This window comes from Streptomyces sp. UC4497 (assembly GCF_054871485.1).
Genome location: NZ_JBTYHB010000050.1, coordinates 20,596 through 45,395, shown reverse-complemented (window position 1 = coordinate 45,395; position 24,800 = coordinate 20,596). Strand labels below are relative to the sequence as shown.

Below are 24,800 nucleotides of genomic sequence, written 5' to 3'. Positions count from 1 at the left end.
GATCACGTCGAGGCTCAAGTGGGCGGCTCCAGGAGCGACTTCACCAGGGCGCGTACCGAAGTTGTGAAGATCCGCTCCGGGTCGGCGGGCGCGGCGAGCGCGCGGGCCAGCACCCGGTCCTCCTCCGCCGTGCCCGCGCCCCAGAGTTCCTCCTCGCGCGGGTGCTGCGCCGGGGCGCGCTCCCGGTTCCGCTCGACGAGGACGTGGCCGACGACCTGGAAGAGGACCGCGCGCACGGCCTCCGCGGCGGGCGTCCCGCGCAGCCCTGCGGCGTGCACCTCGTGGACAAGCGCCTGCTGTGCGGGCAGGAACATCCGCTCGGTGAGGCCCCGTTCATGGACCATCGCGATCAGATGCGGGTGGGCGCGCAGCCGGCGGCGCAGCGTGCGCGCGACGGAGAGGACGCGGTCCTGTGGCGTGGCCCCGCGGGGTCGGAAGCCGCCGAGGTCGGCGACGGTCCGCTCCACGAGAGCGTCGAGCAGGGACTCGCGGTTGCCGACGTGCCAGTAGATCGACGTGACGGCCGTGCCCAGTTCGGCCGCGAGCTTGCGCATGGTGAGCGCCTGCGGGCCGTGCTGCTTGACGAGATCGGCGGCCACCGCGACGACCTCTTCGCGGGTGAGCGGCGCGCGTGCCGTCATGCCTCGCCCTCCCCGTCTCCCGCGGTCTCCATGTCATCGACCGGCCGGTGCATGTCTCTTTACCCTTCATCGCCGCCGGTGTAACTGTGTTACAGGCGCCTCGCGAACGACCGAACGACCCCCATCACGTCTCGTACGAAGGGTGGTACGACATGGCACGCGTACGGTACGGAGCGCGCAGTGAGGCGGAGATCGCCGCTTCGCGCTCGGCGAGCAGCAAGCTTCCCGACATCTGGTCCACGGGTGTGGTGGCCGTGTGGGAATCCGATCCGGACGCGGTGGCCGCGGTGCTGCCGCCGCCGCTGAAGCCCACGGGCCGGCCCCTGGTGCGGGCCAACATCAGCAAGGTCGACCTGCCGGGCTATCCGCTCGGCGCGGGCTCGGTGGCCGTCGCCGCCGAGCACGGGGGAGTGGAGGGCTGGTATCCGCTCGTCATGCCGATGACGCACGAGCGGGCGCTGATCGGAGGCCGCGAGGTCTTCGGCGAACCGAAGAAGCTCGGCGAGGTCACGGTGGAGCGCGACGGGCTCGTCGTGAAGGCGGCGCTCGCGCGGCACGGCATCGCGTTCGTGGAGGTGCGCGGCGCGGTGAGCGAGAGCCTGCCGCTGCCCGAGCCGTCGCAGAAGACGGACTTCTACTTCAAGTTCCTTCCAGGGGTGGACGGTTCGGGCTTCGACGCGGAGCCGGTCCTCGTGCACTGCCTGCGCAACGAGAAGGTCAGGAAGCTGGAGCGGATCACCGGGGACATTGTCCTGCGGGAGTCCATGTACGACCCGATCGTCGACCTCCCGGTGCGGTCCCTGGTGGAGATCACCATCGGCGAGAAGACCACCGACCAGAAGGGCAAGGTCGTCGAGCGGGTCAGCGCCGAGGCCCTGCTCCCGTACATCCACCAGCGCTACGACGACCCGCAGCAGATCCACGACGGCCCGCCCGAGGGGAGCGCCTGACATGGAGCTGCGATCGGGACAGGTCGCCGTCGTCACGGGCGCGGCGAGCGGGATCGGGCTCGCCATGGCGCGGCGGTTCGCGGCGGACGGCCTGAAGGTGGTTCTTGCCGACGTCGAGAAGGGCGCCCTGGAGAGCGCTGCCGAGGAGCTGCGCCGTGGGGGCGCGACCGTGCACGCGCGCGTGGTCGACGTCGGCGAGCGCGAGCAGGTCATGGACCTGGCGGCGGACACGTACGCGACGTTCGGCGCCTGCCATGTGCTGTGCAACAACGCGGGTGTCGGCTCGGGTGCCGAGGGCCGGATGTGGCAGCACGAACCGAACGACTGGAAGTGGGCGTTCAACGTCAATGTGTGGGGTGTCTTTCACGGCATCCAGGCCTTCGTGCCGCGCATGATCGAGGGTGGCGAGCCCGGCCACATCGTCAACACGTCCTCAGGGGACGGCGGCATCGCGCCGCTGCCGACGGCGTCCGTGTACGCGGTGACGAAGGCGGCCGTCGTGACCATGACCGAGTCGCTGTACGCGCATCTGAAGGCGGAGCACGCGCGCGTGGGCGCGTCCGTGCTGTTCCCCGGCCCCCACATGTTGCGCACGGGCCTGTGGGAGTCGCACCGCAACCGGCCCGACCGGTTCGCGAAGGAGCGTCCACGTAAGACGCCGTACCGCAGCCTCGACCAGTGGGAGGCCGCCATGAAGGAGGCCGGGAACGAGGTCGAGTTCACGCCCGTGGAGGAGGTCGCCGACTTCGTCGCGGAGGGCATCGCGGCGGACCGGTTCTGGCTGCTTCCCGAGAGCGAGCACAGCGACAAGCAGATCCGGGGGCGGTCCCAGTCGATGCTGGACCGGGCGAACCCGGCGTATCTGGAGAGCTTCATTCTCGATTGAGCACGGAGGGAAGTGTGATGACCGACCAAGACCCGTACCTGATCATCTCCTCCGACTGCCACGCCGGGCTGCCCACCGAGGAGTACCGGCCCTACTTGGACAGCCGTTTCCACCGCGACTTCGACGAATTCCTCGGCGAGCGGGACAAGCGCCGCGAGGAGGCGACCCGGCTCGGCATCCGCAACGACGCGTTCGCCGCCAAGTGGTTCGAGGACAACGAAGAGGGCCTGCGCGGCGGCTGGGACTCCGCGCAGCGCCTCAAGGAGCTCGACGGCGACGGGGTGGCCGCCGAGGTCGTCTTCCCCGACGCGGACGCCGTGGACAGCCAGACGGCGGCGCCCTTCGGTGTCGGCCTCGGCCTCTCCGGCGACCAGGACCCCGAGCTCGGCATGGCGGGCGCGCAGGCCCACAACCGCTGGCTCGCCGAGTTCGTCGGGCAGAACCCCGAACGGCACTGCGGCGTCGCCCTGCTGCCCGTCACCGCCGACCCGGACAAGGTCGTCGCCGAGATCCACCGCGCCAAGGAGTCGGGGCTCGGCGCCCTGATGATCCCCTCCATGTGGGTCGACCAGGACCCGTACCACGCGCGCCGCTACGACCCCGTGTGGGCGGCGGCGGCCGAGTGCGGGATGCCGGTGGTGACGCACTCGGGAGCGGCGCCGCGGCACGAGTACGGCGACCATCTCGGCATCTACGTAAGCGAAGTGACGTGGTGGCCGGCCCGGCCGCTCTGGTTCCTGCTGTGGTCGGGCGCCTTCGAGCGGCACCCGGGGCTGAAGTTCGGTGTCGCCGAGTCCGGCTGCTGGTGGCTGCCGAACCTGCTGTGGTTCATGGACCGCCTCTACCTGGGCGCGCACGGCGGCAAGAAGCTGTCCCCGTTCGCCGAGCTGAAGCGCTCCCCGGCGGAGTATCTGGACCGGCAGGTCTTCGTCTGCGCCACCAACACCAAGCGCCGCGAACTCGCCCAGCGCTACGAGATCGGCGTCGACAACATCCTGTGGGGCAGCGACTTCCCGCACCCCGAAGGGACCTGGCCCGACACGCGCGCGTGGTTGCAGAAGACGTTCCACGACATCCCGGTCTCCGAGACCCGGCGGATGCTCGGCCTGTCCGCCGCCGAGGTGTTCGGCTTCGACACCGCGAAGCTGGCGCCGCTCGCGGCCCGCATCGGCCCGACCCCGGCCGACCTCGGCCAGGACGCCGACCAGAGCGCCGTGGAGGCGTCCTGGGCGCGTTCGCGCGAGGTGGGCCGGCACTGGCTGACCGAGAACGACTTCCCGAACATCGGGGTGACCCCATGAGCCCTTCTCAGGACATGAGCCCTTCCGGCGACCGGTACACCGTCATCTCCGCCGACTGCCACGCGGGCGCCGATCTCCTCGACTACAAGCCGTACTTGGAGGCGCGCCACCACGACGCGTTCGACGCGTGGGCGGCCGGCTACGTGAACCCGTACGCGGACCTGCTCGCCGACACCGCCGATCGGAACTGGAACTCCGAGAGGCGCGTCGAGGAGCTGGAGCGGGACGGCATCGTCGCCGAGGTCGTCTTCCCGAACACCATCCCGCCGTTCTTCCCGTCCGCCTCGCTCATGGCACCGGCGCCCACGCGTGAGGAGTTCGAGCAGCGCTGGGCCGGCCTGCGCGCCCACAACCGGTGGCTTGCGGACTTCTGCGCCGCCGCTCCCGGCCGCAGGGCGGGGGTCTTCCAGATCCTGCTCAACGACGTCGACGAGGCCGTCAAGGAGATCCGCTGGGCGGCCGAAGCGGGCCTGAAGGGCGGCCTGTTGCTGCCCGGCACGCCGCCGGGCTCGGGCCTCCCGGAGCTCTACTCGTCGACGTACGACCCGATCTGGCGGACCTGCGCCGAACTCGGCGTCCCGGTCAACCACCACGCTGGTTCGGCGTCCCCGCCGCTCGGCGAGGAGCCGGCAGCCCGCGCGGTCTTCATGGTCGAGACGACGTGGTTCTCGCACCGCGCCCTGTGGCACCTCGTCTTCGGCGGCGCCTTCCGTAAGCACCCCGACCTGAGGCTCGTCCTCACCGAGCAGGGCTCGGGCTGGATCCCCGGCGTCCTGGACATGCTGGACTACTACCACGCACGTCTGGTCCGCGCGGCTACGAAGGCGAACACGGCCGAAGCCAAGTTCGGTGTCGGGCTCGCCGACTCGATGGGGGAACGCCCCTCTACTGTGTGGCGCGAGAACTGCTACGTAGGCGCGAGTTTCATGCGGCCCCACGAAGTGCCCCTGCGGGACCGGATCGGCCTCGACAAGATCATGTGGGGCAGCGACTACCCGCACGACGAGGGCACGCACCCGTACACGCGCGAAGGCCTGCGCATCGCCTACGCGGGGCTTCCGAAGGACGAGATCGCCGCGATGGTCGGCGGCAACGTGGCCCGCGTCTACGGGTTCGATCTCGGCCTCCTCGACCCCATCGCGGCGCGCGTGGGCCCCACGGTCGCGGAGATCGACGAACCGCTCAAGGAACCGCCCGCGGACGCGACGAGTCCGGTGTTCGCGCCGGGGGCGTCGGTACGCGTGTGGTGATCCGCCGGGTGGCATGCTCACCGCGTGACGGAACCCGGAGCGCAATCCACCCATGACGAGTCCCACGGCGGCGCGCTCGGCTCGCGGCTCAACTGGCTGCGCGCCGCCGTGCTCGGCGCCAACGACGGCGTGGTCTCCACCGCGGGCCTCGTCGTCGGCGTCGCCGGGGCCACCGACGACCGCTCCACGCTGCTCACGGCCGGGCTCGCCGGGCTGCTCGCCGGATCGATGTCCATGGCGGCCGGCGAGTACGTCTCCGTGTCCACACAGCGCGACTCCGAGAAGGCGGCCATCGCCATGGAGAAGCGCGAGCTGAAGGAACAGCCGGAGGCTGAACTGGAAGAACTCACCGACCTGTTGGAGGAGCGCGGGCTCAGCCGGGAGGTGGCCCGCGAGGCCGCCGAGCAGCTCACCGAACGGGACGCGCTGCGCGCCCACGCGCGCGTGGAACTCGGCATCGACCCCGACGACCTCACCAACCCGTGGCACGCGGCTTGGGCCAGCTTTCTTGCCTTCACGGCGGGCGCGCTGCTGCCGCTGCTCGCCATCGTCCTGCCGCCCTCCGCGTGGCGGCTGCCCGTCACGGTCGGCTCCGTACTCGTCGCGCTCGCCCTCACCGGCTACAGCAGCGCCCGGACGGGCAGCGCGGCGGTGCGGCCCGCGGTGTGGCGCAACGTGGGCGGGGGAGCGCTCGCGATGGCCGTCACGTATGCGGCGGGTTCTTTGTTGGGTGCGGCCGGAGTTTGATCCCTTACCGCCAGTAATACTTGTCGGTAACTACCTATAGCCGGGGGCAGGTCAGGGCACTTACGGTGCACGCATGCCGTCCCCGAACCTGCCCGATGCCGTGCTGTGGTCGATCCCCGCCTTCGTGCTGCTCACGATCGTGGAGATCATCAGCGTCCGGATCCACCCCGACGAGGATGCCGCCGGCTACGAGACCAAGGACGCGGCGACCAGCGTCACCATGGGGCTCGGAAGCCTGGTCTTCGACTTCCTGTGGAAGATCCCGATCGTCGCGATCTACACGGCGGTCTACGAACTGACACCGCTGCACGTGCCCGTCCTGTGGTGGACGATCCCGCTGATGCTGCTCGGCCAGGACTTCTTCTACTACTGGTCGCACCGCGGGCACCACGTGATCCGCATCCTGTGGGCGTGCCACGTGGTGCACCACTCCAGCCGTAGGTTCAACCTCACCACGGCGCTGCGGCAGCCCTGGACGAGCCTGACCGTGTGGCCGTTCTACCTGCCGCTCATCGCGCTCGGCGTGCACCCGGCGGCGCTCGCGTTCTGCTCCTCGGTCAACCTCGTGTACCAGTTCTGGATCCACACCGAGCGCATCGACAAGATGTGGCGGCCCTTCGAGTTCGTCTTCAACACGCCCTCCCACCACCGCGTCCACCACGCCTCCCAAGGCGGCTACCTGGACCGGAACTTCGGCGGGATCCTCATCGTCTGGGACCGGCTCTTCGGGTCGTGGGTGGCGGAGGTCGAGCGCCCCGAGTTCGGGCTCACCAAGAACATCGGCACGTACAACCCGCTGCGCGTCGCCACCCACGAGTACGCGGCCATCGCCAAGGACTTGAGGGCCGCGACCAGTTGGCGCGAGCGGGCCGGGAGGGTCTTCCGGGGGCCGGGATGGAAGCCGGAGCCCGTCGCCGCCACGAACGCCCCGCAGAAGGTCACCGAGGGCGCCGCGTGAGGCCTGCCGCCGCGATGTGGCGCGCCGGGTTCTTCGTGGCGTGCGCCGCCGACCTCGTCGCGCTGCTCGCGGGCGCGGAGGGCGCGCACGTCGTCCTCAAGCCCCTGCTCATGCCGCTGCTCGTGGCGTACGTGATCGCGTGCCGCGGCCCCCGGCTGCTGTGTGCCGCCCTGCTGCTGGGGTGGTGCGGCGACGTGCTGCTGCTGTTCGACCAGGACACCGTTTTCCTCGCCGGGATGGGCGCCTTCGCCGTCGGGCACGTCTGCTATCTGGTGCTGTTCAAGCGGCAGGGGACGGCACGCGCGCGTGGTGCGCTGCTCGGGGCCGCCTACGGCGTCGCGCTCGTCGTGACGGTGACCGCCCTGTGGCCCGATCTGCCGGCGGACATGCGCGTGCCGGTCGCCGCGTACAGCGTGCTGCTGACCTGTATGGCTTTCGCGTCCTCCCGGCTCGGGGTGGCGGCGGGCGTCGGTGGCGCGCTGTTCCTGCTCTCGGACTCGCTCATCGCCATGGGCGTCGCCGACTGGCCCGCCCTGCCGCGCCCCGACTTCTGGATCATGGGCACCTACGTAGCGGCCCAGTACCTGCTCGCCCGTGGCGTGCTCGGGGAGCGGGCCGCGGCCCCTTCGGCGTACCGTGAAAGGCGCGTCGAAACCCGGCGCGTCGCTCACTGACCTGCATCGATTGCAGGACCTGCACGAAGGAACACCCCATGCGCGCCACCACCATCCACGCCCCGTACGACATGCGCGTGGAGGACGTTCCGGACGCCGCCGTCGCGCTGCCCACGGACGCCGTGGTGCGGGTCCTGCGCGCCTGCATCTGCGGCAGCGACCTCTGGGCCTACCGGGGCGAGGCCGCGCGGCAGCCCGGGCAGCGCATCGGGCACGAGTTCCTCGGCGTCGTCGAGGAGACCGGCTCCGAGGTGTCCGTCTTCAAGCGCGGGGACCTGGTCGTCGCGCCCTTCATGTGGTCGGACGGGGTGTGCGACTACTGCCGCGAGGGCCTGACCACGTCGTGCGAGCACGGCGGGTTCTGGGGCGCGGTCGGCCATGACGGAGGCCAGGGCGAGGCCGTGCGCGTCCCCTTCGCCGACGGCACGCTTGTCGCGCTGCCCGCCGACGCCGCCTCCGACGACCGTCTGCTGACCGCCCTCCTGACGCTGTCCGACGTGCTGGGCACCGGCCACCACGCGGCGCTCGGCGCGGGCGTGCGCAAGGGCGCGACCGTCGCCGTCGTCGGGGACGGCGCCGTGGGCCTGTGCGGAGTCCTCGCGGCCCACCGGCTCGGCGCCGAGCGGATCATCGCGCTCGGCCGCCACCAGGTGCGTACGGACATCGCACGGCGCTTCGGCGCCACGGACGTCGTCGCGGAGCGCGGCGAGGCGGCGGTCGCTGCGGTCCGCGAACTCACCGGCGGCCAGGGCGCGCACTCCGTGATCGAAGCGGTCGGCACCGAGCAGTCCATGAACACCGCCGTGAACATCACCCGCGACGGCGGCGCCATCGGCTTCGTCGGCGTCCCGCACGGCAGCGGCAGCGGAGTCGACCTGCGCGTCATGTTCGACCACAACATCGCGCTGCGGGGCGGCGTCGCCCCCGTCCGCACGTACATCCCGGAGCTGCTGCCCGACGTCCTGGACGGGACCATCGACCCGTCGCCGGTCTTCGACATGACGGTCGACATGGAGGGTGTGCCGGGCGGCTACAAGGCGATGGACGAGCGCACCGCCCTGAAGGTGCTCGTCACCAACTAGGGCCTGTACGGGGCGCCTCCACGGAGGCGCCGGCTCACCAGCGGATCGGCACCGGCAGCGCCGTCAGCGCCGCCGACACCGCCACCACGACCGCCAGGACCACGACCTCCGCACGCGCGGGCGCGTAGGCCTTCGTGCGGTCCGGGGCGCGACGCAGGCGCAGCCGCGCCGCCAGGGCGAGGCCCGCGACGACGGCGACGAGGAGCACCTTAGCGAGCAGCACGCGCCCGTAGGCCGTCGTCGTCAGCTGGTCGACGACCGTGCTCGGCGGCATCCGGCGCAGCGTGCTGCACACGCCCGTCGCCGTGATGGCCGCGAGCAGTACCGCGGCCACGCGCGCGTAGAGGCCGAGCAGCGCCGTGCCCGCCTCGGGGGCGCTCGTGCGCCAGGCGTACGTCGTGCGCAGTACGTACAGCAGTCCGCCCACCCACAGGGCGGCGCAGATCAGATGGACCAGGGTGAGACCCGAGCCGAGCAGCGCGCTGTCCTCGGCCGCGGGGTGCGCCCGCAGCGCCTCCGCCACGGCCACGGCGGTCAGCGGGAGGAGCGCGGTCGTGGGACGCCGCCAGCGGGCGCACAGGGCCGCGAGCAGAAAGCCGTTGACCTCCACGAGCGCGAGCGTGCCGTCACGGGTGCCGCCCAGGCCGCCGATGTCCAGCGCCGCGACGCTGTGCGGGATCAGGTTCCCGGAGGCCACCACGGAGGCGAGCCCGAGCGCCGCCGCGAACCCCGCCCACGGCGCGTACGCCGACCAGGTGCGGGGCGGCTCCCGGTTCGGGTCCACCCTGCGCGCGAGGAACCCGGCGAACACCTCGCCCAGCTGGACGCACAACGCCGCGAACAGGACCGTGCGCAGGAGCGCGATCACGCCGACGCCGGGCGCCGATGCCTCCCCGGTGCCGTCGAGCGCGGCGCGCGGTCCGAGCAGCGGGATCAGTGCGGCCACGGCCACGAGTACGAGCACGGCGACGGCTCGCCCCGCGCCGGGTCTGCGCAGGGAGACGTCGGCCCCGACGGGAACGGGCGCCTCGGTGGGCGGCGGTATGGAACTCACCACTGGATCTTCACCAGGCGGCGCGGATCCCGGCAAGCGCAGACCTACAAGTGGGGCATGCGAATCCGGACCATGTGCGGACGGTGCCGCGTCCGGGTCCGGGCCCGGGTGGTCCGGGGCTGCGCTGCGTCGGTTCACGTCTACGTAGGACGCGATTTCGCGCCCCCGCGGTTCACCCCGCCGGCAGCCACCCGGCCCCGTCCGTGCCCCAGCACCCGGGAGGGCGCGCCCAGTTGGCCGGTCCTCCGTCGAACGACAGGGGCGGCAGGGCGTGCCGCAGGCGCCCGACCGGGCTGTCCGCCTCGGTCAGCCAGGCGGCCGGATCGTCCGCCACGTACGGCTCCGCGGGCTCGCCGTACCCACTCGGGTGCGCCCCCTGCACGAGCCAGGCCGCCGTCTGCGCGAGCGCGAGCCGCACCACCCGCGAACCGCCCTGCGCCGTCTGCTCGGTGAGCGCGCGCAGCACCGCTGCCGCGAGCAGATAGCCCGTACCGTGGTCGAGCGCCTGCGCGGGCAGCGCCCCGGGGCGCCCGGGGGAGCCCTCCGTCGCCGCGATGCCCGCCGCCACCTGGACGAGGCTGTCGAAGCCGCGCCGCCCGCTCCACGGCCCGTACCCGCCCCAGGCCGACAGCGCCGCCACCACGAGCCCCGGCCGCCGCTCGGCGAGCGCCTCCGGAGCGAGCCCGAACCGGTCGAGCGCGCCCGGCCGGTACCCCGTGACCACCACGTCCGCGCCCGCGAGCAGTTCGTCGAACGTCCGCCGGTCCGCCCCGTCCGTCAGGTCGAGCCGGGTCGAGCGCTTGCCGAAGCCGGTGTCGGCGTGCGCGTCCGCCGCCTCGGGCAGCTGCGGCGCGTCCACCCGCAGCACGTCCGCGCCGAGCAGCGCCAGGGTGCGCGTGGCGACAGGACCCGCGATGACGCGGGTGAGGTCGAGGACCCGGATCCCGGCCGCGGGCGAGAGCACTCCGCGCGACAGCACCCGGTCCTGCGCCGAGTCGACCCGGTCGAGCGTCAGGAGCGGACGAGAGGCCACCTGAGCGCCCTGCGGATGCGCTGCCCACTCCTCGGGCGTGCGCAGCGCGACGGCCAGCCCTCCGGCCGCGTAGACCGTCTCCTCGACCTCGGGCGCGGAGCGCTCCGCGAGCAGCGGCGCCACCTCGTCCACGGTCGCGTCCACGCCGACCCCGAGGGCCGCGCACAGCCGCGCCCGGTGGTGCGGATAGTTCGCGTGGGTGCGCAGCCAGCCGTCCCGCGTGCGCCAGAAGCGTGACAGCGGCGCGAAGTTCACCGGCGCGCGCCCGTCGATCAGCAGATGCCGCTCGCTGGTGAACGCCGTGGCCACCGCGCCGTCGTCGACCCGCACCCGGATGGCGCCGAGGGAGTGCCTCGCGCGCGTGGCGGCCAGTTCGGCGGCGGCGAGTGAGCAGCAGGCGACGACGGATCTCGCCAGGTCGACGGCGGGGAGGCGGGCGGGCAGCGCACCCGCGCGCGTGTGGTACGAGACGCGGGCGAGCAGGGCGGGGTCGCCGCCGAGCGCCGCCCACGCGGCCCGGGTGTCGACCGGTACATGGGGCGCATGTGTCATGTCCGCACTATCGCGCAGCACCTGGCCCCGGCACACGGGCGGCACACACAGGGGACGGGTGGCGTGCGCCACCCGTCCCCTGCCCGCCTCGCATGTTCCTTACGGATTACGTCACTTGACGGCCTTCAGCGCGTCGACGATCCCGTACCCGTAGAAGCCGTTGCGCCGCTCGGTGCCCTCGCAGACCGCGTCGACCGTGCCGTCGCCGTCACCGTCGTACGCGGTCGGGCACGCCTCCTTGTCGGCCTGCGCCTTCATCAGGGACTGGAGCTGCGCCGGAGTGGCCTTCGGGTGCGTCGACTTGAGGAGCGCGGCGACGCCCGCGGCGTGCGGCGATGCCATCGACGTGCCCTGAAGCCAGCCGTACTGGTTGCCCGGCATCGTCGACAGGATGCGGCCGTTCTTCGACGGGGTGTCCGCCGGGATCTGGTACTTGTCGCCGCCCGGCGCCGCGATGTCGATGACACCGTTGCCGTACGTCGAGTAGTACGACTTGGCCTTGTTCACGCCCGTCGCGCTCACCGTGACGACACCCGGCAGCTGGGTCGGGATGTCGAAGCAGGTGTGCGGGTCGATCGTGCGGTTCACCGGCGTCGAGTCGTCGGGGCTGGAGTCGTCCACGATCGCGTCGGAGTCGAGGTCGTGGTTGGAGTTGCCCGCCGACGCCAGGTTCAGGGTGCCCTTCTTCTGGGCGTACAGCTGGGCCCGGTTGACCGCGTCGACGATGGCCCGCTGGTCGGGGTCGTCCATGCAGTTGTAGAGCCAAGGGTCCACGTAGTAGCTGTTGTTGGTGACCTCGATGCCGTGGTCGGCCGCGAACACGAAGGCGCAGACCACGCTCTCCGGGTAGAACAGCTCGCTGACCGGGTCCGCCACCTTGATGCCCGCGACCTTCACGCCCGGCGCGACACCGGCGACACCGATCCCGTTGCGCGCGGCGGCGATCTCACCGGCGACGTGCGTGCCGTGGTAGTGGTCCGGGTTCGCGGGACGCCAGGCGCCCGGCGAGGCGTCCGCCTTGCCGCCGACGCAGTTCGCGGACTGCGAGGCGGAGAAGTTCGGGGCGAGGTCGGGGTGCGTGTCGTCCACGCCGGTGTCGATGACGCCGACGGTGACCTTCTTGCTGCCCGGGTTGATCTTCGCGGCCTTGTCGGCGCCCATCGCCCGCAGGTCCCACTGGTCGGCCTCGAGCGGCTCCTGGGCGGAAGTGGCCTGCGCGGCAACGGACTTGGCGTCCGCCTTCGACAGCTTCTGGACGGCGCCCTCTTCGGTGGTGCCGGCCGCGCTGAGCGGCGCGGTGCGGGTCGCACCCGCCGTGGCCACCCCCTTGACCGCGCGCATCTGCTTGCCGAAGTCGGGGTTCGAGGAGTGCACGACGAAGACGCCGATCTTCGCGTACGTCTCGACTATGGAGCCGTCCGCCGCGGATATCGCCTTGGTCACCGAGGAGATCGTGCGGGCATCGGTGCCGCGCGTGTTCACCACGTATGCGAGTGAGGAGGCCGAAGTGGCCGTCGCCGAAGGCGAGTCGGCGACAGGGGCCGCCGCCGCGGACGGCAGGAAGCCGAAGGAGGCCGTCAGCGCGATACCGACCGGCAGGGCGAGGGCCAGGCGGCGCCGGGACGTCGGGCGTCCGGCGGTCGGGCGTCTGGAAGGCAGATGAGCCATGGGGTCTCCACATCATCCGTCGTTTATGGAAATGCCCGGTACACGAGTGGGTTCCGGGCAGGTACATGACGCGTGGTGCGGTGTGAACGTATCCCTGGTTGCCGCAGGTCATCAACGAGTTCCGAAAGAAACAAGGTGAGTTGAACCGCGTCGACCGGGCTCCCGTGCCGTTGTGCAGGGGGTCGGGGAGCTCTACCATCGCGACCCGGCCCGCGTGATCCAGATCACGTTGAGGTTTGAGAGACAGCATCCATCGCGAGGAGAGTCCGTGGCCACCGACGCACCACCACCGCAGCAGGGCAGCCCGCACGACGGGCCCGCGCTGCCCTCCACCGAGAAGTTCATCGAGGTGCAGGAGGGCGCGGAGTTCGGTGAACTGCGCCGCGCGCACCGCTCGTTCGCCTTCCCGCTGACCTTCGCCTTCATCGCCTGGTACCTCGTGTACGTGCTGCTGTCGAACTACGCGGGCGACTTCATGGGCACCAAGGTGTTCGGCAACATCAACGTCGCCCTCATCCTCGGGCTCGCCCAGTTCCTCACCACGTTCCTCATCGCCTGGTGGTACTCGCGGTACTCCGCCGCGAAGCTCGACCCCAAGGCCGAGGCCATCAAGTCCCGTCTGGAGGGCGGCGCATGAGCCCCGCACTGCACGTACTCGCCGCCGGTGAGGCCAGCGAGCACCGGCCACTGATCATCAGCCTGTTCGCCGTGTTCGTCGTGGCGACGCTCGTCATCACCGTCTGGGCCGGCCGCCAGACCAAGAGCGCGTCCGACTTCTACGCGGGCGGCCGCCAGTTCACCGCCTTCCAGAACGGACTCGCGGTCTCCGGCGACTACATGTCCGCCGCGTCGTTCCTCGGCATCGCGGGCGCCATCGCCCTCTTCGGCTACGACGGCTTCCTCTACTCGATCGGCTTCCTGGTCGCCTGGCTCGTCGCGCTCCTCCTGGTCGCCGAACCGCTGCGCAACTCCGGCCGCTACACGATGGGCGACGTGCTCGCCTACCGGATGCGCCAGCGCCCGGTCCGCACGGCGGCCGGCACCTCGACGATCGTCGTCTCGATCTTCTACCTGCTCGCGCAGATGGCGGGCGCGGGCGTCCTCGTCTCGCTGCTGCTCGGCATCACCTCGGACGCGGGCAAGATCGGCATCGTCGCGCTCGTCGGCGTCCTGATGATCGTGTACGTCACCATCGGCGGCATGAAGGGCACCACCTGGGTGCAGATGGTCAAGGCGGTGCTCCTGATCGCGGGCACGCTGCTGCTCACCTTCCTGGTGCTCCTGAAGTTCGACTTCAACGTCTCGGACCTGCTCGGCACGGCCTCCGAGACCAGCGGCAAGGGATCGGCGTTCCTGGAGCCCGGCCTCAAGTACGGCCTCACCGCCACGTCGAAGATCGACTTCATCTCGCTCGGCATCGCGCTCGTGCTCGGCACGGCGGGCCTGCCGCACATCCTGATCCGCTTCTACACGGTGCCGACCGCCAAGGCGGCCCGTAAGTCGGTCAACTGGGCCATCGGCATCATCGGCGCCTTCTACCTGATGACGATCGCGCTCGGCTTCGGCGCGGCCGCGCTCATCAAACCGGAGGAGATCATCGCCTCCAACCCGGCGGGCAACACGGCGGCGCCACTGCTCGCGCTCCATCTGGGCGGCGTCGACTCCAGCTGGGGCGCGATCCTGCTCGCCTCGATCTCGGCGGTCGCCTTCGCCACGATCCTCGCGGTCGTCGCGGGCCTGACCCTCGCCTCGTCCTCCTCGTTCGCGCACGACATCTACGCGAACGTCATCAAGAAGGGGCAGGCCACCGAGAAGCAGGAGATGAAGGCGGCCCGCTGGGCCACCGTCTTCATCGGCATCGTCTCGATCGCCCTGGGCGCGCTCGCCCGCGACCTGAACGTGGCGGGCCTCGTCGCCCTGGCCTTCGCGGTCGCTGCCTCCGCGAACCTGCCGACGATCCTGTACTCGCTCTTCTGGAAGCGGTTCAACACCAACGGCGCGCTGTGGTCGATCTACGGCGGCCTGTTCACGGCGGTCTTCCTGGTCCTCTTCTCGCCCGTCGTCTCGGGCAACCCGAAGACCTCCATGTTCAAGGGCGTCGACTTCCACTGGTTCCCGCTGGAGAACCCCGGCATCATCTCGATCCCGGTCGGCTTCCTGCTGGGCATCATCGGCACCTACGTCGCCAAGGAGAAGGCCGACAAGGGCAAGTACGCGGAGCTCGAGGTCCGCTCCCTGACGGGCACCGGGGCCCACTGACCCGCTCCGTTCCCCGTGTGCCGTGCCCCGCGTCGTAGATCCCTACGACGCGGGGCACGGCACACTCGTCTGTTCGCAGGCCTGCCGCTGTCATACCTGTCACGTAGGCTCGGGATCAGTAGGGAAGTACACGCCGAGGGAGGGGGCCCACGTGCTCATCGACACATACGGCCGAGTGGCAACCGACCTGCGGGTCTCGCTGACCGACCGGTGCAATCTGCGGTGCACGTACTGCATGCCCGAGGAGGGTCTGCAGTGGCTGTCCAAGCCCGACCTGCTGACCGATGACGAGATCGTCCGCCTCATCCGCATCGCGGTCACCGACCTCGGCATCACCGACGTCCGCTTCACCGGCGGCGAGCCCCTGCTCAGGCCGGGCCTGGTCGGCATCGTCGAGCGGGTCGCGGCCCTGGAGCACCGCCCGAAGATGTCCCTGACGACGAACGGGATCGGGCTGAAGCGCACGGCGCAGGCGCTCAAGGAGGCGGGCCTCGACCGGGTCAACGTCTCGCTGGACACGCTCCGCCCCGACGTCTTCAAGACCCTGACCCGGCGCAACCGGCACAAGGACGTCATCGAGGGCCTCGAAGCGGCGCGCGACGCGGGCCTGACCCCGGTGAAGGTCAACTCGGTCCTGATGCCGGGGCTGAACGAGGACGAGGCCCCCGACCTTCTCGCCTGGGCCGTCGAGCACGACTACGAGCTGCGCTTCATCGAGCAGATGCCGCTCGACGCCCAGCACGGCTGGAAGCGCGAGGGCATGATCACCGCGGGCGACATCCTCACCTCGCTGCGTACGCGCTTCGAGCTCACCGAGGAAGGCGCCGGCGAGCGGGGCTCCGCGCCGGCCGAGCGCTGGATCGTGGACGGCGGACCGCACCGCGTCGGCGTCATCGCCTCGGTGACCCGCCCGTTCTGCTCGGCCTGCGACCGCACGCGGCTCACGGCGGACGGCCAGGTCCGCACGTGCCTGTTCGCCACGGAGGAGACGGATCTGCGGGCGGCCCTGCGCTCCGACATGCCGGACGAGGAGCTGGCCGACATCTGGAAGACCGCCATGTGGGGCAAGAAGGCGGGCTCGGGCCTCGACGACCCGACGTTCCTTCAGCCGGACCGCCCGATGTCGGCGATCGGCGGCTGAGGCCTCAGCCCTCGGCCCCGGTCCCGTTCTCGGCCCCGGAGGCCTCCCACTCCGCCAGCGTCACGACGTCCTTGAGGAACCCGCGTACGCCGAGGAACTTGGCCAGGTGTTCGCGGTGCTCCTCGCACGCCAGCCACGTCTTGCGGCGCTCAGGAGTGTGCAGCTTCGGGTTGTTCCACGCGAGCACCCACACCGCGTCGGCGCGACAGCCCTTGGCCGAGCACTGGGGAGTTTCGGGCGACGGTCCTGAGAGGTTCGCGAGGTTCACGCGTCAACCTTAAACGCCCTGGAAGGCGCCCTGAGAAGGCCCTGGAAGACCCCGGAAATGGCGACGCCGAGCAGCCACGGGGGGAGCTGCCCGGCGTCGGTCCGTCGCTCCGACGGGGGATGCGGAGCGCTCACGCAGTATGTCACGGGGGACCCGCCGCCCGGCACCGGAACAACATGATTGATCTGAGCTTTTCTTGAGCTTTGTCGACCGGTTGTGCGCCCGGCGCGAGCCTCGCTCAGGCCCGGTCCTCCGGGGCGGATTCCGCCGCGTCGGCGGCCGGCACCGGCGAGATCATGGGCCGCGAGGGCGCGGGCACGAAGGTCGACGGAAGCGAGGGCGCGTTCTCCCGGCCCGCGTTCGCGAAGACCACGGCGACGTAGGGGAGGAGTACGCCGAGCACCAGCGTCACGATGGCGACATGCCGCTCCACGTTCCACAGCACTGCGGTGAGGATGACGGAAATGGTGCGGACGGTCATCGAGATGATGTACCGGCGCTGTCGGCCGCGAACATCGTCGGCGAGCCCCTGCCGGGCGCCCGTGATCCGGAAAACCTCGGCCCCACCGTTGTCCTTGCGCTTCCGCATCACACTCCACCACCCGCCAGCTCGCCGGACTCTCCCCGGACCGGACTGCGTCCACGGTACGCCCGGTATGCGTCGGCTACGAGACCGGGGGCGGGCCTGTCCTGGGCGCGTGGCCTGCGCAGTACCACGTACGGAGCTGTCCGACATGCGCCGTATGGCGTACGCGGTGACACTGATCGTGTGGGTGGCCGCCAAGGCATCCCGCACCTCACGAGGAGGCGACGACATGACCTGGTTGTGGGCGATCATCGTGGGCCTGGTGCTCGGTCTGATCGCAAAGGCGATCTTGCCCGGCAAACAGCAGATCCCGCTGTGGCTGACGGTGGTCTTCGGCATCATCGGCAGCGTCCTGGGCAACTGGGCGGCCACCGGGATGGGGGTCAACGACACCGGGGGCATCGACTGGATCCGCCATCTGCTGCAGCTGATCGGAGCGGTGGTCGTGGTCGGCGTGGGCGACCGCTTGTGGGTGGCGCTGCGGGGGAACAAGAGCAGGGCGTAGCAACGGGAGCAAGGCCTAGCAGCGGGAGCAAGGCCCGGAAACGGCTGAAGGCCCGGCCCCGCCTGAGCGGCGGGCCGGGCCTTCCGGGTACTACGGGGTGCGAGAGCGCTACGCGCCCTTGACCTCCACGGCCGCGAGGTTCTTCTTGCCGCGCCGCAGCACCAGCCATCGCCCGTGCAGCAGCTCGTCCGCGCCCGGCACGAAGTCCTCGGCGGCGACCTTGACGTTGTTCACGTACGCGCCGCCCTCCTTCACGGTGCGGCGCGCGGCCGACTTGCTGGCGACGAGGCCGACCTCGGCGAACAGGTCGACGACCGGGCCGAGCTCGGCGACCTCGGCCCTCGGCAGCTCGGACAGCGCCGCGGCGAGCGTCGCCTCGTCCAGGTCCGCCAGGTTCCCGTCGCCCTGACCGAACAGCGCCTTCGACGCGGAGATCACGGCGGCCGTCTGGTCGGCGCCGTGCACCAGCGTCGTCAGCTCCTCGGCAAGCGCACGCTGCGCGGCACGGGCCTGCGGCCGCTCCTCCGTCTGCTTCTCCAGCTCTTCGAGCTCCTCGCGGGACTTGAAGGACAGGATCCGCATGTACGTCGAGATGTCCCGGTCGTCCACGTTCAACCAGAACTGGTAGAACGCGTACGGCGTCGTCATCTCCGGGTCGAGCCAGACGGCGCCGCCCTCGGTCTTGCCGAACTTGGTGCCGTCGGCCTTCACCATCAGCGGCGTCGCCACGCAGTGCGCCACGGCGTCGGGCTCCAGGCGGTGGATCAGGTCGAGCCCGGCCGTGAGGTTGCCCCACTGGTCGGAGCCGCCCTGCTGGAGCGTGCAGCCGTAGCGGCGGTACAGCTCAAGGAAGTCCATGCCCTGCAGCAGCTGGTAGCTGAACTCCGTGTAGCTGATGCCCTCCTGGGACTCCAGGCGGCGGGCCACGGAGTCCTTGGTCAGCATCTTGTTGACCCGGAAGTGCTTGCCGATGTCACGCAGGAACTCGATCGCGGACATCCCGGCGGTCCAGTCCAGGTTGTTCACCATCGTCGCCGCGTTCTCGCCCTCGAAGTCGAGGAACGGCTCGATCTGCGAGCGCAGGCGGGAGACCCACTGGGCGATCGTCTCCGGATCGTTCAGCGTGCGCTCCGCCGTCGGGCGCGGGTCGCCGATCTGACCCGTGGCGCCGCCCACCAGGGCGAGCGGGCGCAGGCCCGCCTGCTGGAGCCGGCGCATGGTGAGGACCTGCACCAGGTGTCCGACGTGCAGGGAGGCCGCGGTCGGGTCGAAGCCGCAATAGAACGTGACCGGACCGTCCGCGAGCGCCTTGCGCAGTGCGTCCTCGTCAGTGGACTGGGCCCACAGGCCACGCCACTTGAGCTCGTCGACGATGTCGGTCACGGTTCTGGTTCTCCTTGAACAGGTCTGCTGGAACCCTGCCAGTCTATGGGCGCCCACCGACAGCGCCGTACCGAGTTGTCCGGCGCCGGCTCAGACGCCCTGGCTGACCGAGCTCATATTGAAGTCCGGCACCCGCAGCGCGGGCATCGCGGCCCTGGTGAACCAGTCGCCCCACTCCCTGGGCAGCGTCTTCTCCGTCCGCCCTGCCTCCGTGGCCCGCCCGAGCAGGCCGACCGGCGACTCGTTGAACCGGAAGTTGTTCACCTCGCCCACGACCTCGCCGTTCTCCACGAGGTACACGCCGTCGCGGGTGAGGCCGGTGAGCAGCAGCGTCGCCGGGTCGACCTCGCGGATGTACCAGAGGCAGGTGAGCAGCAGGCCGCGCGTGGTGCCGGCGACCATCTCCTCCAGGGACTTCGTGCCGCCGCCGTCGAGGATCAGGTTGTCGATGGCGGGGGCGACCGGGTGCCCGGTGAGCGCGGCGCTGTGCCGGGTCGTGGTGAGGTGCTTGAGCTCGCCCTCGGAGATCCAGTCGGTGGCGCCCACCGGCAGCCCGTTGTCGAACACCGACGACGCGTCGCTGGAGGCGTGCGCGAGGACGAACGGGGCCGATTCGAGCCCCGGCTCCCGGGGGTCGCTGCGCAGGGTCAGCGGCAGCTCGCTGAGCCGCTCGCCCACCCGCGTACCGCCGCCCGGCTCGGAGAACACGGTGCGGCCCTCGGTCGCGTCCCGCGCCCCCGACGACCACATCTGGTAGATCAGCAGGTCCGCCACGGCGGTCGGCGGCAGCAGCGTCTCGTAGCGCCCTGCGGGCAGGTCGATACGCCGCTCCGCCCAGCCGAGCCGCGTGGCGAGCTCCGCGTCCATGGCCGCCGGGTCGACGTCCTTGAAGTCCCGCGTCGAGCGCCCCGCCCACGCGGAGCGCCTGCGCCCGTGCGACTTGGCGTTCAGCTCAAGCGTCCCGTTGGGCTGGTCGTGACGCAGCCGCAGCCCCGCGGACGTACCGAGGTAGCTGCTGGTCAGCTCGTGGTTGGCGAACCCGTACAGCTCCCGGCCGCCCGCCTTGGCCCGCGCGAACGCCTCGCCGAGCGCCGGCGCGAAGTCCGCGAAGACGGCGGAGGACGTCTCGGCGGGCGCGTCCGTGAAGTCGGGGGAGTGCGGTACGTCGCCGATCAGCGGCTGCGCGTCCTCGGCGGGCCCCGCCTTGGCCGCGGCCTCCTCGGCTGCGCGGACCAGCGGCTCCAGGTCGTCCGCGGTCACGGCCGACCGGGACACGACGCCGGACGCCGTGCCCTCCTTGCCGTCGACCGTCGCGACGACGGTGAGGGTGCGCCCGCGCGTGACGCCGTTCGTGGTGAGCGCGTTGCCCGCCCAGCGCAGATTGGCGGTGGACGTCTCGTCGGCGATGACCACACAGCCGTCGGCCCGCGACAGCTCGAGGGCGCGCTCGACGATCTCGTAGGGCTTGTTCGTACGAGGGCTCATCGACCGGCCTCCTGCGTGGTGTTGAGGATATTGACGCCCTTGAAGAGGGCCGACGGGCAGCCGTGCGAGACGGAGGCGACCTGGCCCGGCTGGGCCTTGCCGCAGTTGAAGGCGCCGCCGAGGACGTACGTCTGCGGGCCGCCGACCGCCGCCATGGAGCCCCAGAAGTCGGTCGTCGTCGCCTGGTACGCGAAGTCCCGCACCTGCCCGGCCAGCTTCCCGCCCCGGATCGCATAGGCGCGTTGCGCGGTAAATTGAAAATTGTAACGTTGCATGTCGATGGACCACGACCGGTCGCCCACCAGGTAGAGCCCCCTGTCGACCCCCGCGATCAGGTCGTCCGTCGCGAGCCCGCCCGGATCCGGCTGCAGCGACACATTCGCCATCCGCTGCACGGGGACGTGCCCGGGGGAGTCCGCGTAGGCGCACCCGTTGGAGCGCTCGAAGCCGGTCAACTTGGCGATGCGCCGGTCGAGTTGATACCCGGCAAGGGCCCCGTCCTTCACCAGGTCCCAGGACTGCCCCGCCACGCCCTCGTCGTCGTAGCCGATGGTCGCGAGCCCGTGCTCGGCCGTCCGGTCACCGGTCACGTTCATGATCTCGGAGCCGTACTTCAGCTTCCCGAGCTGGTCGAAGGTGGCGAAGGACGTGCCCGCGTACGCCGCCTCGTAGCCGAGCGCGCGGTCCAGCTCGGTGGCGTGCCCGATCGACTCGTGGATGGTCAGCCACAGGTTGGACGGATCCACCACCAGGTCGTACGCGCCCGCCTTCACGCTCGGCGCGCGCATCTTCTCGGCGAGCAGCTCGGGGATCTCGGCGAGCTCCCGGTCCCAGTCCCAGCCGGTCCCGGTCAGGTACTCCCAGCCGCGCCCCACCGGCGGCGCGATCGTGCGCATCGAGTCGAACTCGCCGCTGGAGTCGTCCACCGCGACCGCCGTCAGCTCCGGGTGCAGCCGCACGCGCTGCTGCGTCGTGACGGTCCCCGCCGTGTCCGCGTAGAACTTGTTCTCGTGGACGCAAGTCAAGGAGGCGTCCACGTGGGACACCCCGTCCGCCGAGAGCAGCCGCGCGCTCCAGTCGGCGAGCAGCCCGGCCCGCTCCTCCTCCGGGACGGTGAAGGGGTCGATCTCGTACGAGGAGATCCAGGTCTTGTCCGAGTGGACGGGCTCGTCCGCGAGCTCGACCCGCTCGTCTGATCCCGCCGCCTTGATGACCTGCGCGCTCAGCTTCGCCATCGCCACGGCCTGCGAGGCCACCTTCGCCGCGCCGCCCATCGTCAGATCGACACCGGAGGCGAACCCCCAGGTCCCGCCGTGCACCACGCGTACCGCATAGCCCAGGTCCGTACTGTCCGAGGAACCCGAGGGCCGCGCGTCCCGCAGCCGCACGGAAGCGCCGCGCACCCGCTCGAGGCGGAAGTCCGCATGGTCCGCTCCCAGCGCGCGTGCGCGCGCGAGGGCGGCGTCGGCGAGTGCCCTCAAGGGCAGTGCGAGGAACGACTGATCGATCTCGTGGGCCATGGGCGGCTTCCCCTTCTGTCGCGGCACAGTGCGTGTGAGTGAACCACGACACGTGCTGTCTGTGGGAACCCCACAGACAGCACCCCCTCGCCCTGTCGCCCCCGGATTCGGCACCCGGTGCCGCAGCCGGATAGGTTCAACGGGTACCTGACCGCCGAAACGAAAGGGTGATCCGTTGAGCCGCTCGGTTCTCGTCACCGGGGGAAACCGGGGCATCGGCCTCGCCATCGCCCGCGCCTACCTGGAGCAGGGCGACAAGGTGGCCTTCACCTACCGCTCCGGAGAGCCCCCGAAGGAGCTCGTCGACGCCGGCGCCCTCGGCGTCCACTGCGACATCACGGACTCCCAGCAGGTGGACGCCGCCTACAAGGAGATCGAGGAGAAGCACGGCAACGTCGAGGTCCTGGTCGCCAACGCGGGCGTCACCAAGGACCAGCTCCTCATGCGCATGTCCGAGGAGGACTTCACGTCCGTCCTCGACACCAACCTCACCGGCACCTTCCGTGTCGTGAAGCGTGCCAACCGCGGCATGCTGCGCGCCAAGAAGGGCCGCGTCGTGCTGATCTCCTCCGTGGTCGGCCTGCTCGGTTCGGCGGGGCAGGCGAACTACGCCGCTTCGAAGGCGGGTCTCGTCGGCTTCGCGCGCTCCCTCGCCCGTGAGCTCGGGTCGCGCAACATCACCTTCAACGTCGTCGCCCCCGGTTTTGTCGACACCGACATGACCCAGGCGCTCACCGACGAGCAGCGCAAGGGCATCGTGTCGCAGGTGCCGCTCGGCCGGTACGCGCAGGTCGAGGAGATCGCCGGAGTGGTGAAGTTCCTGACCTCCGACGACGCCGCGTACATCACTGGAGCCGTCATCCCGGTTGACGGCGGACTGGGAATGGGTCACTGACTGTCATGGCTGGAATTCTCGAGGGCAAGAAGATCCTCATCACCGGTGTGCTGATGGAGTCCTCCATCGCCTTCCACACCGCGAAGCTGGCCCAGGAGCAGGGTGCGGAGATCATCCTCACCGCCTGGCCGCGGCCGACGCTCACCGAGCGCATCGCCAAGAAGCTGCCGCAGCCCGACAAGGTCAAGGTCCTGGAGCTCGACGTCTCGAACGACGAGCACCTCGCCCGCCTGGAGGGCCAGGTCCGCGAGCACCTCGGCGGCCGCCTCGACGGCATCGTGCACTCCATCGGCTTCGCGCCGCAGGACGCGCTCGGCGGCAACTTCCTGAACACGCCGTTCGAGTCCGTGTCCACCGCCATGCACGTCTCCGCCTTCTCCCTGAAGTCGCTGACGATGGCGCTGCTGCCGCTGATGAACGAGGGCGGCTCCGTCGTCGGCCTCACCTTCGACGCGCAGTTCGCGTGGCCGCAGTACGACTGGATGGGCCCGGCCAAGGCCGCTCTCGAGGCGACGAACCGCTACATGGCGCGTTACCTGGGCGAGCACGACGTCCGCAGCAACCTGGTCTCGGCGGGCCCGCTCGGCTCCATGGCCGCCAAGTCCATCCCGGGCTTCAGCGACCTGGCCGCCGTGTGGGACTCGCGCTCCCCGCTGGAGTGGAAGCTGGACGACCCGGAGCCGGCCGGCAAGGCCATCGTCGCGCTGCTCTCGGACTGGTTCCCGAAGACGACGGGCGAGATCGTCCACGTCGACGGCGGTCTGCACGCCATCGGTGCCTGACCTCTGGTAGCTCACTCGTTCGGCCCACCGGCCGGGCGGGCCGTAGGGACCTCAACGCACGCTGGTGCGAGGAGGTCCCTACGTGCGTCCGCACCCCCGTTTCACCGCCGCCGTCGTCCTGTTGCTCTCGCTGCCGTACGTCTCCGCGTGCGCGCAGGCGCAGGGGGCGACAGCCGAAAAGGGCGACCATGCGCGCGTGGCAGAGGAAAAGCGGGAGCGTTCCGGTGCGGACTGCCGGATCGACATCGACCGGGACCTCGTGAGCGCGACCTGTCACAACCCGTATCCCACGATCGACCGCGTCGCCCTGCACATCGAGTGCGACGTGTGGTGGGACATCGACACCGATTCACGCCCGAAGGCGGTGTTCCCGGCCGAGACCCTGCGGCTGGACGGCCGGTGCTGGAAGAACGTGCGGACGGCCTGGGTCAGTCACCGGAAGCCGGCGCGGTGAGCCGCCCGGGGCGGCAGTCGAACGGATAGCGCGCGGCCTCCTTGGCTGCGGCCTCGGCGTCGCCCACCCGGATCGCGTCGACGAGCGTGGTGTGGTCCATGTGGTTCTCCGCGGTGAGCCGCTCGCCCACGTCCTCGCGCAGCCAGTCCCGCATGACCTCGCCGAGGTCCGCATACATCGCCGTCAGCACCTCGTTGTGGGACGCGGCCACCACGGCCAGGTGGAACGTCGAGTCCGCTGTCACGAACGCCTCCGTGTCCCCGGACGACCAGGCCTCCTCACGCCGTACGAGCAGCGCGTCGAGCTGCTTCAGGTCGCGCTCGGTGCGCCGCTCCGCCGCGAACTTCGCCGCGCTCGACTCCAGCGTGGCGCGCAGCTCGGCGATGTCCTGCGGGGCGGCCTCCGCGAACCGCCGCTGCATGACGCCCGCCAGCTCGCTCGTCGCCACGACGTACGTGCCCGAGCCCTGCCGGATGTCCAGCAGGCCGTTGTGCGCGAGGGCGCGCACCGCCTCTCGCACCGTGTTCCTGGCCACACCCAGCTGTTCCACGAGCTCGGGCTCCGTCGGGATACGGGAGCCCACCGGCCACTCGCCCGAGGAGATCTGGGCGCGCAGGGCGGAGATGACCTGCTCGGACAGGGCCGAGCGCTGGGGCGAGGTCAGCGGCATGACATTCCTTCGTGCGGCGGAGGTCGTACGGTAGCGAACCGATTGGACAACCAATC

General features: G+C 70.8%; 25 protein-coding genes. 15 read left to right on the top strand and 10 right to left on the bottom strand.

Annotated features, from left to right (window positions below; translation table 11 throughout):
- Positions 1-14: 14 nt before the first annotated feature.
- Positions 15-641 (bottom strand): TetR/AcrR family transcriptional regulator, encoded by a 627-nt coding sequence (locus ACYSUO_RS38995; RefSeq protein ID WP_461780942.1) that lies wholly within the window; start codon positions 639-641, stop codon positions 15-17.
- A gap of 152 nt (positions 642-793) precedes the next feature.
- Here ACYSUO_RS38995 and ACYSUO_RS38990 point away from each other — a divergent pair, with 152 nt between their 5' ends.
- From ACYSUO_RS38990 to ACYSUO_RS38955, 8 genes are all read left to right on the top strand, one after another.
- The gene (locus ACYSUO_RS38990) at positions 794-1,591 is read left to right on the top strand and encodes an acetoacetate decarboxylase family protein (protein WP_461780941.1); all 798 of its coding nucleotides are present in this window, start codon (positions 794-796) and stop codon (positions 1,589-1,591) included.
- 1 nt (position 1,592) lies between these two features.
- Positions 1,593-2,477, top strand: coding sequence for an SDR family NAD(P)-dependent oxidoreductase (locus ACYSUO_RS38985; protein ID WP_461780940.1), 885 nt, complete (start codon positions 1,593-1,595; stop codon positions 2,475-2,477).
- Between the two features lie 17 nt (positions 2,478-2,494).
- Entirely contained in the window at positions 2,495-3,778 is a 1,284-nt protein-coding gene (locus tag ACYSUO_RS38980; RefSeq protein WP_461780939.1) for an amidohydrolase family protein, read from the top strand.
- Positions 3,775-5,028, top strand: a complete 1,254-nt coding sequence (locus ACYSUO_RS38975) for an amidohydrolase family protein (protein ID WP_461780938.1) — start codon at positions 3,775-3,777, stop codon at positions 5,026-5,028. The genes ACYSUO_RS38980 and ACYSUO_RS38975 overlap by 4 nt, the downstream gene beginning before the upstream one ends.
- Before the next feature lie 24 nt (positions 5,029-5,052).
- Positions 5,053-5,775: a VIT1/CCC1 transporter family protein gene (locus ACYSUO_RS38970; protein WP_461780937.1), complete on the top strand. Its 723-nt coding sequence runs from the start codon at positions 5,053-5,055 to the stop codon at positions 5,773-5,775.
- A gap of 73 nt (positions 5,776-5,848) precedes the next feature.
- Positions 5,849-6,733, top strand: a complete 885-nt coding sequence (locus ACYSUO_RS38965) for a sterol desaturase family protein (protein ID WP_461780936.1) — start codon at positions 5,849-5,851, stop codon at positions 6,731-6,733.
- Between the two features lie 14 nt (positions 6,734-6,747).
- Positions 6,748-7,407, top strand: a complete 660-nt coding sequence (locus ACYSUO_RS38960) for a lysoplasmalogenase (protein ID WP_461780962.1) — start codon at positions 6,748-6,750, stop codon at positions 7,405-7,407.
- A 38-nt stretch (positions 7,408-7,445) separates the two neighbouring features.
- Positions 7,446-8,489: a zinc-dependent alcohol dehydrogenase family protein gene (locus tag ACYSUO_RS38955; protein ID WP_461780935.1), complete on the top strand. Its 1,044-nt coding sequence runs from the start codon at positions 7,446-7,448 to the stop codon at positions 8,487-8,489.
- A gap of 34 nt (positions 8,490-8,523) precedes the next feature.
- Here the strand turns inward: ACYSUO_RS38955 and ACYSUO_RS38950 are convergent, their stop codons facing one another.
- The 3 genes from ACYSUO_RS38950 to ACYSUO_RS38940 form a co-directional block, all read right to left on the bottom strand.
- Positions 8,524-9,543, bottom strand: a complete 1,020-nt coding sequence (locus ACYSUO_RS38950; RefSeq protein ID WP_461780934.1) for a CopD family protein — start codon at positions 9,541-9,543, stop codon at positions 8,524-8,526.
- A 172-nt stretch (positions 9,544-9,715) separates the two neighbouring features.
- Complete coding sequence (locus ACYSUO_RS38945) at positions 9,716-11,128, bottom strand: CoA transferase (protein ID WP_461780933.1); 1,413 nt, start codon at positions 11,126-11,128, stop codon at positions 9,716-9,718.
- Between the two features lie 111 nt (positions 11,129-11,239).
- On the bottom strand, positions 11,240-12,796 hold the full coding sequence (locus ACYSUO_RS38940) for a S8 family serine peptidase (protein ID WP_461780932.1): 1,557 nt from the start codon (positions 12,794-12,796) through the stop codon (positions 11,240-11,242).
- A 268-nt stretch (positions 12,797-13,064) separates the two neighbouring features.
- Between ACYSUO_RS38940 and ACYSUO_RS38935 the strand changes: the two genes are divergently transcribed.
- The 3 genes from ACYSUO_RS38935 to moaA all read left to right on the top strand — a co-directional run bounded on the left by ACYSUO_RS38935 (position 13,065) and on the right by moaA (position 16,196).
- Complete coding sequence (locus ACYSUO_RS38935) at positions 13,065-13,433, top strand: DUF485 domain-containing protein (RefSeq protein WP_461780931.1); 369 nt, start codon at positions 13,065-13,067, stop codon at positions 13,431-13,433.
- Positions 13,430-15,055 carry a solute symporter family protein gene (locus ACYSUO_RS38930; protein WP_461780930.1) on the top strand — a complete coding sequence of 542 codons (1,626 nt, stop codon included), beginning with the start codon at positions 13,430-13,432 and terminating at the stop codon, positions 15,053-15,055. The genes ACYSUO_RS38935 and ACYSUO_RS38930 overlap by 4 nt, the downstream gene beginning before the upstream one ends.
- A gap of 151 nt (positions 15,056-15,206) precedes the next feature.
- The gene (gene moaA, locus ACYSUO_RS38925; protein ID WP_461780929.1) at positions 15,207-16,196 is read left to right on the top strand and encodes a GTP 3',8-cyclase MoaA; all 990 of its coding nucleotides are present in this window, start codon (positions 15,207-15,209) and stop codon (positions 16,194-16,196) included.
- 4 nt (positions 16,197-16,200) lie between these two features.
- On the opposite strand, the gene ACYSUO_RS38920 is transcribed toward moaA, so the two are convergent.
- Positions 16,201-16,464: a hypothetical protein gene (locus tag ACYSUO_RS38920; RefSeq protein ID WP_461780928.1), complete on the bottom strand. Its 264-nt coding sequence runs from the start codon at positions 16,462-16,464 to the stop codon at positions 16,201-16,203.
- A gap of 238 nt (positions 16,465-16,702) precedes the next feature.
- Positions 16,703-17,053 carry a DUF3099 domain-containing protein gene (locus ACYSUO_RS38915; RefSeq protein ID WP_426904450.1) on the bottom strand — a complete coding sequence of 117 codons (351 nt, stop codon included), beginning with the start codon at positions 17,051-17,053 and terminating at the stop codon, positions 16,703-16,705.
- Positions 17,054-17,279: 226 nt separating this feature from the next.
- Between ACYSUO_RS38915 and ACYSUO_RS38910 the strand changes: the two genes are divergently transcribed.
- Positions 17,280-17,555, top strand: coding sequence for a GlsB/YeaQ/YmgE family stress response membrane protein (locus ACYSUO_RS38910; protein ID WP_461780961.1), 276 nt, complete (start codon positions 17,280-17,282; stop codon positions 17,553-17,555).
- Positions 17,556-17,663: 108 nt separating this feature from the next.
- Here ACYSUO_RS38910 and tyrS read toward each other — a convergent pair whose 3' ends face one another.
- From tyrS to ACYSUO_RS38895, 3 genes are all read right to left on the bottom strand, one after another.
- Entirely contained in the window at positions 17,664-18,938 is a 1,275-nt protein-coding gene (gene tyrS, locus ACYSUO_RS38905) for a tyrosine--tRNA ligase (RefSeq protein WP_461780927.1), read from the bottom strand.
- A 90-nt stretch (positions 18,939-19,028) separates the two neighbouring features.
- Entirely contained in the window at positions 19,029-20,423 is a 1,395-nt protein-coding gene (locus tag ACYSUO_RS38900; protein WP_461780926.1) for a metallopeptidase TldD-related protein, read from the bottom strand.
- Positions 20,420-21,943, bottom strand: coding sequence for a TldD/PmbA family protein (locus tag ACYSUO_RS38895; protein WP_461780925.1), 1,524 nt, complete (start codon positions 21,941-21,943; stop codon positions 20,420-20,422). The genes ACYSUO_RS38900 and ACYSUO_RS38895 overlap by 4 nt, the downstream gene beginning before the upstream one ends.
- 175 nt (positions 21,944-22,118) lie before the next feature.
- Here ACYSUO_RS38895 and fabG point away from each other — a divergent pair, with 175 nt between their 5' ends.
- The 3 genes from fabG to ACYSUO_RS38880 all read left to right on the top strand — a co-directional run bounded on the left by fabG (position 22,119) and on the right by ACYSUO_RS38880 (position 24,074).
- The gene (gene fabG / locus ACYSUO_RS38890) at positions 22,119-22,838 is read left to right on the top strand and encodes a 3-oxoacyl-[acyl-carrier-protein] reductase (protein ID WP_426904460.1); all 720 of its coding nucleotides are present in this window, start codon (positions 22,119-22,121) and stop codon (positions 22,836-22,838) included.
- Between the two features lie 5 nt (positions 22,839-22,843).
- On the top strand, positions 22,844-23,620 hold the full coding sequence (gene fabI / locus ACYSUO_RS38885) for an enoyl-ACP reductase FabI (protein ID WP_461780924.1): 777 nt from the start codon (positions 22,844-22,846) through the stop codon (positions 23,618-23,620).
- Positions 23,621-23,702: 82 nt separating this feature from the next.
- Entirely contained in the window at positions 23,703-24,074 is a 372-nt protein-coding gene (locus ACYSUO_RS38880) for a hypothetical protein (RefSeq protein WP_461780923.1), read from the top strand.
- Here the strand turns inward: ACYSUO_RS38880 and ACYSUO_RS38875 are convergent.
- Entirely contained in the window at positions 24,049-24,744 is a 696-nt protein-coding gene (locus tag ACYSUO_RS38875) for a FadR/GntR family transcriptional regulator (protein ID WP_461780922.1), read from the bottom strand. The genes ACYSUO_RS38880 and ACYSUO_RS38875 overlap by 26 nt on opposite strands.
- Between the last annotated feature and the right edge of the window lie 56 nt (positions 24,745-24,800).